The sequence below is a fragment of the Paractinoplanes rhizophilus genome (genome assembly GCF_042664765.1).
GTDB classification, from domain to species: Bacteria; Actinomycetota; Actinomycetes; order Mycobacteriales; family Micromonosporaceae; genus Actinoplanes; species Actinoplanes rhizophilus.
This window is the reverse complement of the sequence record NZ_JBHTBJ010000052.1, coordinates 16,820-29,548: the sequence shown is the minus strand read 5'-3', so window position 1 is coordinate 29,548 and position 12,729 is coordinate 16,820. Positions and strand designations below refer to the sequence as shown.

Here is a 12,729-nt window from a genome sequence, read left to right as displayed (position 1 = left end):
TTAAGGCTGCACCGGCCGCTGCCAGAACGTCTCGGGCTCGGGCGAGGCCGGCGGCGCGGTGAACGACCGCGCCAGCCGGGCCCGCACCGCGAGTTGCTCGGCCAGCGCCCACGCCTCCGCGAGATCCCGGTCGCGGGCCTGCCCGGACCGCCCGCCGGCGGTGTCCGCGTACACGGTCGCCAGGCCCAGCCGGCGCTGCAACGGTCCCTGGATCACCCGCACGCTCTGCAGCCGCGCGTACGGCACCACGCTCATCTCCCGCGTCAGCAGGCCCCACCGGGACACGAACACCTCCGGCGCCAGCCCGGCCCCGAGATAGCGCAGCTCGAAGGGGTGCAGCCACCGGGCCCGCTTCGGCGGCGGGGTGGTCGCCAGCGTCGCCAGGTCGACCCCGGGCAGCACCTCCCAGACCAGCCCGCGCGCGGTCTCGAACTCCCCGACCGGCAGCAGCCGATCCGACCGCTTGCTGTCCGAGCCCTGCTCGCCGGCGTACCCGGCGATGTCGAGCCGCAGGTGCATCCACCGCTGCCCGCGCCACAGCAGCGGCCAGGTCACGCCGACCGACTGCACCCGGTGCAGCGGCACGATCTGGCTGCGGGTCTCCAGCAGCCCGTAGCGCACCACGAGCCGTCCGCCCGGATCCCGCGCGAGCCGGAAGTCCCAGTCCTGCAGGACCCGCCGCACCGGCTGCAGCAGCACGCCGGCCATGGCGGTGAAGGTGCTGGCGATCCCGATGAAGGTCCACTGGGCCTCCATCACGAACTGGAGCACCACGAACGCCACGCCGACCGGCAGGAAGAACGCCTGCGGGGTGAGGAGCTGGCTGATCACCAGGTCGCGGTTCGAGACGCGGACCAGGGCGCGTTCCAGGGCGGCGGCCGCGGCTTGCGGCCCGGCGGTTTCTTGCGCTTCCCCCGCACGCGTACGCCCGGCGAGCGCCAGCAGCCTTTCCCGGAGCGCGGCGGCGTCCCGGACCGTCAGGTAGGCCAGCGGGGCCTCGGTCTTGCTCCCGCCGACGACCTCGAGGCGCAGCTCGGCGAGGCCGGTGAGCTGGGCCAGCAGCGGCCGGCGCAGCTCGACGGCCTGGAGGCGCTCGAGCGGGATGGCCCGGTTGCGGCGCCAGATCAGCCCGTCGGAGATGCGCAGCTCGCGCCCGACCACGTGATAGCCCGTGGTGAGCCAGTTGACCACCGAGAAGACCACGACGCCGAGCGCGAGCACCACCACGACCAGCGCGAACCGCTCGAGCCCGACCTGGGACAGGGTCTGCCAGGAGAGCGCCGCCACGACGACGGCGATGCTCTTCGCCCCGTGCAGGATCGGGCTGAGCGGATGAAGTCGCCGCCGCGGCTCCGCCGTGCCGTTGCCGGCGGCTGGTCTTTCGGACGGCGCGGAGAGCCCGGGCGGCGCTGCGCCACCGGCGGCGGCTGGACCTTCCTCCGGCGGCGCGGAGAACCCGGACGTGCCGTGCCCCTCCGGTGCGGGTGTCGTGGTCACAGGCCCTCTGCCCGGTCCTCGCCGAGGGTGGTGAGGCGGTCGCGCAGCCGGGACGCCTCCTCGGGCGGCAGGCCGGGCACCTTGGCGTCGCTGGCCGCCGAGGCCGTGTGCAGCTGCACGGTGGCCAGGCCGAACGCGCGTTCGAGCGGCCCGGCGGTCACATCGACGAACTGCATCCGCGCGTACGGCACGATCGACAGCCGCCGGACCAGCAGCCCGTGCCGCACCAGCAGGTCCTGGTCGCGTTCGGCATAGCCCCAGGCGCGGACGGCCCGGACCGTGACGAACGAGCGCCAGATCGCGTACGCCACGACGAGCGCCATGCCGACCGGCCACATCCAGTACGGCGCGAGCGCCCACCCGATGCCCAGCCCGGCCAGCAGCACGACCACCCAGATGGCGCGGGCGATCAGCTCCACAGTGATCAGCTTGGGCGACACGGGCCGCCAGGCGACGGTGTCGGGCCAGGGTTCGAGGGCGTCGACTGCGTGCCCGGACGGCGTAGTCACATCGTGAAGCCTAAGAGATCGCACCGAAGGGCGTCACTTCCCGAAGGAAACCACGCACCTCGAGAAAGCCCCCGAGCGATTCCCGGTGCTGGTCACAGGCCAGCCAGGTCTTGCGGTAGTCGGGCGCGTGCAGCTTCGGGTTGTTCCACCGCAGCGCCCAGACGGCCCCCGCACGACACCCTTTGGCCGAGCACTGCGCCGGAAGCTCCTCGATCACCGCCCAACAATAGGCACGCCACGCGCAGAGAGTCCCACGCCCTGCTGGGGAGGGCCGGGTCTCGGGCGGGTGCAGGCGCCGATGCACAGAGCGTCCCCACGACACCGCGGGGTTTCCGGGGGCTCGGCCCCCGGAGCAGAAATAAGGCGAGCCCCCGTCCGCGCACTCCGCGGACAGGGGCTCCCTAGGCTCGCCGCCGGGCGACCACGGGGGAAGTCGCCCGGCGACGGGACAGATGTTACACGCTTCACGCGATTCCGCATCCTCCCGCTGTCGGTGCCAAGTTCCGCACATTGCGCAGAAAGATCGACACGAGCGGACCATGGTGGGTGCCGTGGTCAGCGCGTTATGCGGGGACACCAAGCGCGCTTTCAGGTGCGTCGTGTAAGTCTTGTTCGTCATAAGCTGCTTTTGCCGACCGCTGTGGAGGACCGGTGGCCCAGCCGCTCACGCCCGAGAACGAGCCGAGTTCCGGAGGCGCCCCGGTGCCTCCCGCCCAGGACGCGACGCAGCTCGAGCGGGCCATGTTCGAGGTCAAGCGCGTCATCGTGGGGCAGGACCGGATGGTCGAGCGGATGTTCGTGGCGCTGCTCGCGCGCGGCCACTGCCTGCTCGAGGGCGTCCCGGGGGTGGCCAAGACGCTGGCGGTCGAGACCCTCGCCAAGGTCGTCGGCGGCACGTTCTCCCGCGTCCAGTTCACGCCCGACCTGGTCCCGGCCGACATCGTCGGCACCCGGATCTATCGTCAGACGTCCGAGAAGTTCGACGTCGAGCTGGGCCCGGTGTTCGTCAACTTCCTGCTCGCCGACGAGATCAACCGCGCGCCGGCCAAGGTGCAGTCGGCGCTGCTCGAGGTGATGGCCGAGCACCAGGTGTCGATCGGCGGCCAGACCCACGAGGTGCCCGACCCGTTCCTGGTCATGGCGACGCAGAACCCGATCGAGCAGGAGGGCGTCTATCCGCTGCCCGAGGCGCAGCGCGACCGCTTCCTGATGAAGATCCTGGTCGGCTACCCGACCGACGCCGAGGAGCGCGAGATCGTCTACCGGATGGGGGTGAGCCCGCCGGAGCCCAAGCAGGTCTTCGCCCCGGAGGATCTGCTCGGCCTCCAGCGCCGCGCCGACCAGGTCTTCGTGCACAACGCGCTGGTCGACTACACGGTCCGGCTGGTGCTGGCCACCCGTGCGCCGGCGCAGCACGGCATGCCCGACGTCGCCCAGCTCATCCAGTACGGCGCCAGCCCGCGCGCCTCGCTCGGCATCGTCCGGGCCACCCGGGCGCTGGCGCTGCTGCGCGGCCGCGACTACGCGCTGCCGCAGGACCTGCAGGACATCGCGCCCGACATCCTGCGGCACCGCCTGGTGCTGTCGTACGACGCGCTGGCCGACGACATCCCGGCCGACCACATCGTCGCCCGCATCATGCAGAGCGTCCCGATGCCGTCGGTGGCGTCCCGCCAGGGCACGTCGCCCAACGGCAACCAGCCGGCCGGGGTGGGCGCCGGCCCGCAAGCAGGTCCCGCATGGCCCGGCCAGCACTAGACCCGCTCGCCGGCGCCGGGCCGGCGGGCGGGCCGCTCGCGGGGGCCGGGCCGGCCGGCGGGCTGGGCGCGGGCGCCGAGACGCTCGAGGGGGCGGCCCGGGCCGAGGCCGTCCTTGGGCGGCTGCAGCTGCTGGTCACCCGCAAACTCGACGGGCTGCTGCAGGGCGACTACGTGGGCCTGCTGCCCGGTCCGGGCAGCGAGGCCGGCGAGTCCCGGGAGTATCGCGCCGGCGACGACGTGCGCCGGATGGACTGGCCGGTCACCGCCCGCACCACGCTTCCGCACGTGCGCCGGACGGTCGCCGACCGCGAGCTGGAGACCTGGCTGGCGGTCGACCTGTCGGCCAGCCTCGAGTTCGGCACGGCGCATTGGCTCAAGAGCGACCTGGTGATCGCGGCCGCCACGGCGATGGCCCATCTGACCGTGCGCGGCGGCAACCGGATCGGTGCGGTTGTCGGCACCGGCTCCGGCGTACCGAAAAAGACCCGCAAGAAGGACGCCCAGCCCGAGCACCCGCCGGTCTTCCGCCTGCCGGCCCGGCCGGGCCGCAAGGAGGCCCAGGGCCTGCTGCGCTCGATCGCCCGCACCCACATCCGGCCCGGACGCGCCGACCTCGGCGAGCTGATCGACATGCTGAACCGGCCGCCCCGCCGCCGGGGCGTGGCCTGCGTCATCTCCGACTTCATGGCGCCGGTCGAGGGCTGGGAGCGCCCGCTGCGCAAGCTCCGCGTCCGGCACGACGTGCTCGCGATCGAGGTCGTCGACCCGCGCGAGCTGGAGCTTCCGGACGTGGGCGTGCTGGCCCTCGCCGACCCGGAGACCGGCGAGCTGCACGAGGTGCAGACCTCCGACGCCAAACTGCGCAGCCGCTACGCCGACGCGGCGGCCGAACAGCGCGGCGCCATCGCCCGCGCCCTGCGCTCGGCCGGCGCCGCACACCTGCGCCTGCGCACCGACACCGACTGGCTGCTGGACATGGTCCGATTCGTGGCCGCCCAGCGACACGCACGCACCCGGGGGACGACGCGATGATCCGCTTCCTGGAGCCGTGGTGGCTGCTCGTGCTGCTGCCCGTCCTCGCGATGGCCGGCGTCTACGTCTGGCGGCAGTTCCGCCGCAAGACGTACGCGATGCGCTTCACCAACGTCAACCTGCTGCGCGCGATCGCGCCCAAGGGCCTGGGCTGGCGCCGGCACGTGTCGGCGACCGCGTTCCTGCTCAGCCTGTTCATCCTGGGCGCCGCGCTGGCCCGCCCGTCGGTCGACCGGGAGGAGCCGCTCGAGCGGGCCACCGTCATGCTGGCCATCGACGTGTCGCTGTCGATGGAGGCCGACGACGTGGCGCCGACCCGGATCGAGGCGGCGCAGGAGGCGGCGAAGGCGTTCGTCGACGAGCTGCCGCCGAGCTACAACCTGGGCCTGGTGTCGTTCGCGAAGTCGGCGAACGTGCTGGTCTCGCCGACCAAGGACCGCTCGGCCGTGCTCTCCGGGATCAACGGGCTGACGCTCGCCGAGGCGACCGCGACCGGCGAGGCCGTTTTCACGTCGCTGGACGCGATCCGCACGGTGCCCGCCGACGGCGCCGACGGCGCCCCGCCGGCCCGGATCGTGCTGCTCTCCGACGGATATCGGACGTCGGGCCGGTCGATCGAGGACGCCGGGAGCGCCGCCGCGCAGGCCAACGTGCCGGTGTCGACGATCGCGTTCGGCACCGACACCGGCGTGGTGGACATCCGCGGCAACCTGCAGCGGGTGCCGGTGGACCGGTTGTCGCTGCAGCAGCTGGCCGAGCAGACGAAGGGCTTCTTCTACGAGGCGGCGTCGATCGGCGAGCTCAAGAAGGTGTACGAGGACATGGGCAGCTCGATCGGCCATCGCGTCGAGCCACGCGAGGTGACCCAGTGGTACGCCGGGGCCGCGCTGCTGTTCGGCCTCGTGGCGGCGGCACTGAGTCTCGTGTGGACGTCCCGCCTGCCCTGACGGGCGGGCGGGTCACGGGTTGCTGTGCACCAGGACGAACAGCACGATCACCCAGGCGGCGGCGAGGGTGAAGCTCAGGGGCGCGACGAAGTTCTTCACGGCGGACTCCGCTCTCGTGAACTGGCGTGGGGGCAAGCGCTTGCTCAGGTCACGTCGCGGCCGGCGCCCGCGCATCCCGGCGTCGCGGCGCACACGACGAGAGCCGGCCGCGCCGAGGGGTCGGCGGACCGGGGATGCGGGGCGGAAAGGCGTCAGCGGTCAGGCGCGCTGACGCGAGACCCGGCCACGACTAGGAGGATCGCTATCTCGCACAGCGATCACCTCCCGGAGTCAAGGGGCCGACGTCTCTCGGAAACCGTTGCCGGGCAAGGCCTCGGCGGTTCTCGAGCCGTCCGGAACTGTACCCCTTAAAGCCAACTTAAGAAACGCGGGTGTCCCCCTCGTGGCGAGGACCACCCGAGAGGACGATGTCGGTGACCGCCCGGAGGGTGGCACTGCCCTCGACCAGGTAGTAGTCGTGTCCGGCCACACCGTCGGTCGGCAGCGCGGTGGCGCCGAAGGCGGGCGAGGAGGGGCGCCGGCCGAGCCCGAGGCCGAGCACCCGCACCTGCGGGATGCGGCGGATCCAGTCGTGCGGCGCGAGCGCCGACCAGACCCGGGCCCCGCCGAGGTCGGCGGCGTGGGCGGCGCCGATGCCGGGCGCGCCGAGGGCGACCACGTCGCGCACCTCGGGCAGGTGCCGGGCGGCGAGCCCGGCCACGATCGAGCCGTAGCTGTGCCCGATCAGGGTGACCGTCGCGCCGGGCCGCTGCCGCAGCACGTCCCGCACGAACGTGACCAGATGCCCGGCGCCGTCCTGGGCGCGCCCCTCGGTGGCGGCGGCCAGCCCGATGCCCTCGGGCGGGTCGTAGCCGAGCCAGGAGATCACCGCGACGTCCCGGTCGCGCTTGCTGAGCTGCTGATAGAGGGTGCGGCCCTGCACGCCGGGCGCCCGCCGCGCGACCCCGCCGAGCCCCCGGTCGAAGTCGACGAGGGTGGTGTCCACGCCCGGCACCAGGATCGCGATCCGCGACGCGCGGCCGAGATCGCCGAACACCTCGGCGGCCCGGCCGTCGCCGGCCGGGTCGAAGAACAGGAACCGCCGGCCCTGCGCGGCCCACGTCGCGTACGGGCAGCCGGTGGCCAGCATGCGCACCGCGGTCTCGCGGTACGCCTCGGCGAAGGCGGGCAGGTGAGTCTCGGCCGGCGCGTTCGTGACCACGGGAACGACCGGGATCGGCGCGAGCAGGGACAGGGCGAGGAAGGCCGGGAGGATTCGCATGAGCCGCACGGTCCGGCCGCGAAACCCCCGCGATCCTCACCCCGCGGAGCCCATTGCCAACCCCTACCCGGGTACGACGAGGCCCGTCTCGTACGCGAAGACCACCGCCTGGGCCCGGTCGCGCAGGTCGAATTTGGTCAGGATGCGGCCGACGTGACTCTTGACGGTCTGCTCGGCCACCACGAGCTCGTCGGCGATCTCCTGGTTGGACAGGCCGCGCGCGATCAGCCGCAGCACGTCGGTCTCGCGCGGCGTCAGCGCGTTCAGCGCGGCCGGCCGGGGCCGGGCGCCCTTGCGGGAGGCGAACTCGGCGATCAGCCGCCGGGTCACCGACGGCGCGAGCAGCGCCTCGCCGGCCGCGACCACCCGCACCGCATTGATCAGGTCGGCGGAGGGCGCGTCCTTGAGCAGGAAGCCGCTGGCGCCCGCGCGCAACGCCTCGTAGACGTAGTCGTCGAGGTCGAACGTGGTGAGGATGAGGATCTTGGGACCGCCGGCCAGCCGCCGGGTCGCCTCGATGCCGTCCAGCACCGGCATCCGGATGTCCATCAGCACGACGTCGGGATTGAGCGAGCGCGACTTGGCCACCGCGGCCTCGCCGTCGGGCGCGTCGCCCACCACGAGCATGTCGGGCTGGGCGGCGAGCAGCGCGCCGAACCCCTCGCGGACCATCGCCTGGTCGTCCGCGATCAGGATCTTGATCATGCTGAGGCCTTCCCGAACGGCAATGTCGCTTGCACCACGAAGTCGGATCCGTCGGGCCCGGCGGTCAGCTCCCCGCCGAGCAGCGCGGCCCGCTCGCGCATCCCGATCAGACCATGCCCGCCGCCCGGCGCCGACGGCCCGGTGCGCTTGTTGCGCACGGTGAGCTCCAGCCGGTCGGCAAAGCCGCGAGCGTCGATGGTCACCGGGCCGCCGGGCGCGTGCCGCGCCGCGTTGGCCAGGGCTTCCTGCATGATCCGGTACGCCGCCAGGCCCACCGTCCCGGGCACGCCGGCCAGGTCCACGGCGGTGAGCGTGACGTCGACCCCGGCCGCCCGCGCGGTCGTGACCAGGTCGTCGAGGTCGGCCACGCCCGGCTGCGGCATGGTGGGCGCCTCGCCGTCCTCGGCCCGCAGCGCCCCCAGCAGCCGGCGCATGTCGGTCAGCGCCGCCCGGGCCGCCGTCGCGATGGTGGCCAGCTCCTCCTGGGCGCTCGCGGGCAGGTCGGTGACGCGGTAGGGAGCGGTCTCGGCGCGGACCGCGATCATCGACATGTGGTGGGCCACCACGTCGTGCATCTCGCGGGCGATCCGGGCCCGTTCCTCCAGCACCGAGCGCTTGGCCCGCTCGGCCTCGGTGAGCTCCTCCTGCTCGGCGACCCGTTCCCGGGTACGCCGCAACCGGTAGACGATGTTGCCGACCGTCGCGATCGCGATCAGCAGGACCGCGGCGCCGCCGGCGTTCGCGCTCTTCGGGTACAGGAAGACCGGGACGAGGCTGACCAGGGTCGCCCCCGCCGCCACGCCCGGATCCTGGGTGAACGTGAGGCGGCCGAGGACGACCAGGAAGCCCAGGATCTGCACCGGGTTCCACGGCCAGGGCTCGGCCGGCGCCGCGTTGATCACCCCGAGGAACATCATCGGGGCCGCGATCCGCCACGCCATCACCGGCCAGCGCGCGCACACCGCGACCGGCAGCACCGAGCCGGCCGCGATGATCGCGATCACGATCCCGGGCAGCTCGCGGTTGTTCTCGAGGTACTCCGCGGCGGCGAAGCCCAAACCGACCAGGCCCAGCAGGGCGAGCAGCCCCAGGTACGCCCAGAAACGACGCGCCGGCGCGGGCCGCGGCACCTCCCGCTGCCAGAGCAGACGGCGCAGCGGCCCGGTAGCGTTGCGCCTCGTCGCCGGGCGGATAGTCTCCACCCCGGCAGGTTACGGCGATGCTGGCGTGCCGTCGTGACCCCGTGGTGCCAACCGGCACCCCCTACCTGGGTATGAGGAGCGTTTCGTCGTGGCTCGCACGGTATTGGTGACCGGAGGAAACCGGGGGATCGGCCTGGCGATCGCCCAGGCGTTCGCGAAGCAGGGCGACCGGATCGCGGTGACGCATCGCGGCAGCGGCGCGCCCGAGGGACTGTACGGCGTGCGGTGCGACATCACCGACTCCGCTCAGGTCGACGCCGCCTTCACCCAGATCGAGAAGGACCTGGGCCCGGTCGAGGTGCTGGTGGCCAACGCCGGCATCACCGACGACACGCTGCTGCTGCGGATGAGCGACGAGCAGTTCGAGCGGGTCGTCGACACCAACCTCAAGGGCTCGTTCCGGGTCGCCAAGCGGGCCAGCGCCAAGATGCTGCGCGCCCGGTGGGGCCGGATGATCTTCATCTCGTCGGTGGTCGGCCTGTACGGCGGCCCCGGTCAGGTGAACTACGCCGCGAGCAAGGCCGGCCTGGTCGGCATCGCCCGCAGCATCACTCGGGAGCTGGGCAGCCGCAACATCACGGCGAACGTGGTGGCGCCCGGGTTCATCGACACGGAGATGACGGCGGTCTTGTCCGACGACCGCCGGGCAGAGATCATCAAGGCCGTCCCGGCGGGCCGGCTGGCCACGACGGACGAGGTGGCGGCCGCGGTGACCTTCCTCGCCTCGGACGCCGCCGCCTACATCAACGGCGCGGTGATCCCGGTCGACGGCGGACTCGGCATGGGGCATTAACTGTTATAGGAGCACAAACTTCGTGTCTGGATTACTCGACGGCAAGCGACTTCTGGTCACCGGCGTCATCACCGACGCCTCCATAGCCTTCTCGGTGGCCAAGGTGGCCCAGGAGAACGGCGCCGAGATCGTGCTGACCGGCTACGGCCGGATGTCGCTGGTCGAGCGGATCGCCAAGCGCCTGCCCAAGCCGGCCCCGGTGATCGAGCTCGACGTCACCGACGAGGAGCAGCTGGCCTCGCTGCCCGACCACGTCCGCAAGCACGTCGACGGCCTCGACGGCATCGTGCACTCGATCGCGTTCGGCCCGCAGAGCGTGCTCGGCGGCGAGTTCCTCAACGCCGGCTGGGAGGACGTCGCCAAGGCGCTGCAGGTCTCCACGTTCTCGTACAAGTCGCTGGCCACCGCCTGCCTGCCGCTGATGCCGGACGGCGGCAGCATCGTGGGCCTGACCTTCGACGCCACCCTGGCCTGGCCGGTCTACGACTGGATGGGCGTGGCCAAGGCCGGCCTCGAGTCCGCCTCGCGCTACCTGGCGCTGCACTTGGGCCCCCAGGGCATCCGCAGCAACCTGGTCTCGGCCGGCCCGCTGCGCACCATGGCGGCCAAGTCGATCCCCGGCTTCGAGAAGTTCGAGGAGGCCTGGGTCGAGCGCTCCCCGCTCGGCTGGGACCTCGACGACGCCGAGCCCGCCGCCCGCGCCGTGTGCGCGCTGCTCTCCGACTGGTTCCCGGCCACGTCGGGTGAGGTGATCCACGTGGACGGGGGCTTCCACGCGGTCGGCACCTGAGCCGGTGCAGTATGGACGGGTGGTCTACGACGCGTTCGTCCTGCTGTCCTTCGGCGGCCCCGAGAAGCCCGGCGACGTGATGCCGTTCCTGCGCAACGTGGTGCGCGGGCGCGGCGTCCCGGAGGAGCGGCTGGCCGAGGTCGCCGAGCACTACATGCACTTCGGGGGCGTGTCGCCGATCAACCAGCAGTGCCGCGACCTGCTGGCCGCGGTGGGGGCCGACTTCGCGGCGAACGGCATCGACCTGCCGGCGTACTGGGGCAACCGGAACTGGCACCCGATGCTCGAGGACACCGTCGCCCGGATGCGCGACGACGGCGTCACCCACGCGTTGGGCTTCGCCACCAGCGCGTACGGCGGGTACTCGTCGTGCAAGCAGTACTGGGAGGACATCGCGCGCGCCCGGGCCAAGGTCGGCCCCGGCGCGCCGGTGATCTCCAAGCTGCGGCAGTTCCACGACCACCCCGGCTTCGTCGGGCCGCACGTGTCGGCCGTACGCGAAGCCCTGGAAAGCTTGGATCCCAGCCGGCGGCAAACGACGCGGCTGGTCTTCACCGCGCATTCGATCCCGGTGTCGATGGCCGAGACGGCCGGCCCGTCCGGGGGCAGATATACCGCGCAGCTCGACGAGACCGCCCGCCTGGTGGCCGCCGAGGCCGCCGCGGACCTGCCGTGGGACCTCGTCTGGCAGAGCCGCTCCGGACCGCCGCAGGTGCCGTGGCTCGAGCCGGACATCAACGATCACCTGGCCATCCTCGCCAAGGAGGGCGTCACCGACGTCGTGGTGAGCCCGATCGGCTTCGTCTCCGACCACCTCGAGGTCCTCTGGGACCTCGACAACGAGGCCGCCGAGACGGCGGAAAAACTGGGTCTCGGGTACGCCCGCGCGGCCACCCCCGGCACCGACCCGCGCTTCGTCGCCCTGGTGCGCGAGTTGGTCCTGGAGCGCACCGCCGGGCAGCCGCGACGGCGACTCGGTACGCTCCCGATCTGGGACGACTGCCCCGGCGGCTGCTGTCCGGCACCCCAGCGACGAGGAGCGGCATCATCATGACTGAGCCCACCCGCGGCGGAAAACCCCAGAATGAACCCCAGAAGCGAAAGGCCATCGAGAGCTGGCTCACCGACATGGACGGGGTCCTCGTCCACGAGGGTGTGCCCGTTCCGGGCGCGCCCGAGTTCGTCAACCGGATGAAGGCGTCCGGCAAGCCCTTCCTCATCCTCACCAACAACTCCATCTACACCCCGCGCGACCTGCAGGCCCGCCTCAACCGGATGGGCTTCGACGTGCCCGAGCAGTCGATCTGGACGGCCGCGCTGGCCACCGCCCAGTTCCTCGCCGACCAGCGGCCGGGCGGCACGGCGTACGTGATCGGCGAAGCCGGGTTGACCACGGCCATGCACGCGGCCGGCTACGTGCTGACCGACTTCAACCCCGACTATGTGGTGCTCGGCGAGACCCGGACGTACAGCTTCGAGCAGATCACCAAGGCGACCCGCCTGATCGACGGCGGCGCCCGGTTCATCTGCACCAACCCCGACGCCACCGGCCCGTCCAACGAGGGCGCGCTCCCCGCCGCCGGCTCGGTGGCGGCGATGATCTCCAAGGCGACCGGCGTCGAGCCGTACTTCGTCGGCAAGCCCAACCCGATGATGATGCGCTCGGCGCTGAACACCATCGAGGCGCACAGCGAGAGCACCGCGATGATCGGCGACCGGATGGACACCGACGTGCTCTGCGGCCTGGAGGCCGGCCTCGAGACGATCCTGGTGCTGACCGGGATCAGCACGCGCGCCGAGGCGGAGAAGTACCCGTTCCGCCCGTCCCGCATCGTCAACTCGGTGGCCGACCTGATCGGCGAGATCTGACCCGCGCCGCGCGTACGCACCGCACCGCTTCCGCGCCGGCACCGCCCCGCTTCCGCGCCGCGCGCACCGCCCCGCTTCCGCGCCGCGCGCACCGCCCCGCTTCCGCGCCGCGCGCACCGCCCCGCTTCCGCGCCGCGCGCACCGCGCCGACCCCGCCGTGTGCCTGCGCGCCCCACCCCGCGCTGCCCCGTTCCTGCGCCGCGCCACGCCGTTCTCGATCTTGATAAGTTCGCGCCTGCACCGAACGGATACTCATCATCGCTGCGGGACGTTGATCAACGACTGGCTGACTTAGAGGGATATT

General features: G+C 72.4%; 14 protein-coding genes. 7 read left to right on the top strand and 7 right to left on the bottom strand.

Annotated features, from left to right (window positions below):
- The 3 genes from ACFQS1_RS36500 to ACFQS1_RS36490 are packed head-to-tail and all read right to left on the bottom strand — an operon-like array spanning position 1 to position 2,223.
- On the bottom strand, positions 1 to 1,497 hold the full coding sequence (locus ACFQS1_RS36500; protein ID WP_378976875.1) for a PH domain-containing protein: 1,497 nt from the start codon (positions 1,495 to 1,497) through the stop codon (positions 1 to 3).
- Complete coding sequence (locus tag ACFQS1_RS36495) at positions 1,494 to 2,006, bottom strand: PH domain-containing protein (RefSeq protein WP_378976873.1); 513 nt, start codon at positions 2,004 to 2,006, stop codon at positions 1,494 to 1,496. The genes ACFQS1_RS36500 and ACFQS1_RS36495 overlap by 4 nt, the downstream gene beginning before the upstream one ends.
- 10 nt (positions 2,007 to 2,016) lie before the next feature.
- The gene (locus tag ACFQS1_RS36490) at positions 2,017 to 2,223 is read right to left on the bottom strand and encodes a hypothetical protein (protein WP_378976871.1); all 207 of its coding nucleotides are present in this window, start codon (positions 2,221 to 2,223) and stop codon (positions 2,017 to 2,019) included.
- A 434-nt stretch (positions 2,224 to 2,657) separates the two neighbouring features.
- Between ACFQS1_RS36490 and ACFQS1_RS36485 the strand changes: the two genes are divergently transcribed.
- Genes ACFQS1_RS36485 through ACFQS1_RS36475 form a run of 3 tightly spaced genes read left to right on the top strand, consistent with a single transcriptional unit; the run spans position 2,658 to position 5,745 of the window.
- On the top strand, positions 2,658 to 3,764 hold the full coding sequence (locus ACFQS1_RS36485; RefSeq protein ID WP_378976869.1) for an AAA family ATPase: 1,107 nt from the start codon (positions 2,658 to 2,660) through the stop codon (positions 3,762 to 3,764).
- Complete coding sequence (locus ACFQS1_RS36480) at positions 3,746 to 4,798, top strand: DUF58 domain-containing protein (RefSeq protein WP_378976867.1); 1,053 nt, start codon at positions 3,746 to 3,748, stop codon at positions 4,796 to 4,798. The genes ACFQS1_RS36485 and ACFQS1_RS36480 overlap by 19 nt, the downstream gene beginning before the upstream one ends.
- Positions 4,795 to 5,745 carry a VWA domain-containing protein gene (locus ACFQS1_RS36475; protein ID WP_378976865.1) on the top strand — a complete coding sequence of 317 codons (951 nt, stop codon included), beginning with the start codon at positions 4,795 to 4,797 and terminating at the stop codon, positions 5,743 to 5,745. The genes ACFQS1_RS36480 and ACFQS1_RS36475 overlap by 4 nt, the downstream gene beginning before the upstream one ends.
- A gap of 12 nt (positions 5,746 to 5,757) precedes the next feature.
- On the opposite strand, the gene ACFQS1_RS36470 is transcribed toward ACFQS1_RS36475, so the two are convergent.
- The 4 genes from ACFQS1_RS36470 to ACFQS1_RS36455 all read right to left on the bottom strand — a co-directional run bounded on the left by ACFQS1_RS36470 (position 5,758) and on the right by ACFQS1_RS36455 (position 8,973).
- On the bottom strand, positions 5,758 to 5,937 hold the full coding sequence (locus ACFQS1_RS36470; protein ID WP_378976863.1) for a hypothetical protein: 180 nt from the start codon (positions 5,935 to 5,937) through the stop codon (positions 5,758 to 5,760).
- A gap of 226 nt (positions 5,938 to 6,163) precedes the next feature.
- The gene (locus ACFQS1_RS36465) at positions 6,164 to 7,066 is read right to left on the bottom strand and encodes an alpha/beta hydrolase (protein ID WP_378976861.1); all 903 of its coding nucleotides are present in this window, start codon (positions 7,064 to 7,066) and stop codon (positions 6,164 to 6,166) included.
- Positions 7,067 to 7,129: 63 nt separating this feature from the next.
- Entirely contained in the window at positions 7,130 to 7,771 is a 642-nt protein-coding gene (locus tag ACFQS1_RS36460; RefSeq protein ID WP_378976859.1) for a response regulator, read from the bottom strand.
- On the bottom strand, positions 7,768 to 8,973 hold the full coding sequence (locus tag ACFQS1_RS36455) for a sensor histidine kinase (RefSeq protein WP_378976857.1): 1,206 nt from the start codon (positions 8,971 to 8,973) through the stop codon (positions 7,768 to 7,770). Before ACFQS1_RS36455 ends, ACFQS1_RS36460 begins: the two co-directional genes overlap by 4 nt.
- Before the next feature lie 88 nt (positions 8,974 to 9,061).
- On the opposite strand from ACFQS1_RS36455, the gene fabG reads away from it, so the two are divergent.
- Genes fabG through ACFQS1_RS36435 form a run of 4 tightly spaced genes read left to right on the top strand, consistent with a single transcriptional unit; the run spans position 9,062 to position 12,425 of the window.
- Complete coding sequence (gene fabG, locus ACFQS1_RS36450) at positions 9,062 to 9,766, top strand: 3-oxoacyl-ACP reductase FabG (RefSeq protein ID WP_378976855.1); 705 nt, start codon at positions 9,062 to 9,064, stop codon at positions 9,764 to 9,766.
- A 22-nt stretch (positions 9,767 to 9,788) separates the two neighbouring features.
- Entirely contained in the window at positions 9,789 to 10,556 is a 768-nt protein-coding gene (gene fabI / locus ACFQS1_RS36445) for an enoyl-ACP reductase FabI (protein ID WP_378976853.1), read from the top strand.
- Positions 10,557 to 10,575: 19 nt separating this feature from the next.
- On the top strand, positions 10,576 to 11,610 hold the full coding sequence (locus ACFQS1_RS36440; RefSeq protein WP_378976907.1) for a ferrochelatase: 1,035 nt from the start codon (positions 10,576 to 10,578) through the stop codon (positions 11,608 to 11,610).
- Positions 11,607 to 12,425 (top strand): HAD-IIA family hydrolase, encoded by an 819-nt coding sequence (locus ACFQS1_RS36435; protein WP_378976851.1) that lies wholly within the window; start codon positions 11,607 to 11,609, stop codon positions 12,423 to 12,425. The genes ACFQS1_RS36440 and ACFQS1_RS36435 overlap by 4 nt, the downstream gene beginning before the upstream one ends.
- Positions 12,426 to 12,729 lie beyond the last annotated feature (304 nt).

Bases quoted from the DNA above. Each gene is read 5' to 3' on its own strand.
- ACFQS1_RS36480 (WP_378976867.1), top strand. From the start codon at position 3,746: ATGGCCCGGCCAGCACTAGACCCGCTCGCCGGCGCCGGGCCGGCGGGC.
- ACFQS1_RS36475 (WP_378976865.1), top strand. From the start codon at position 4,795: ATGATCCGCTTCCTGGAGCCGTGGTGGCTGCTCGTGCTGCTGCCCGTC.
- ACFQS1_RS36465 (WP_378976861.1), bottom strand. From the start codon at position 7,066: ATGCGAATCCTCCCGGCCTTCCTCGCCCTGTCCCTGCTCGCGCCGATC.
- ACFQS1_RS36460 (WP_378976859.1), bottom strand. From the start codon at position 7,771: ATGATCAAGATCCTGATCGCGGACGACCAGGCGATGGTCCGCGAGGGG.
- ACFQS1_RS36435 (WP_378976851.1), top strand. From the start codon at position 11,607: ATGACTGAGCCCACCCGCGGCGGAAAACCCCAGAATGAACCCCAGAAG.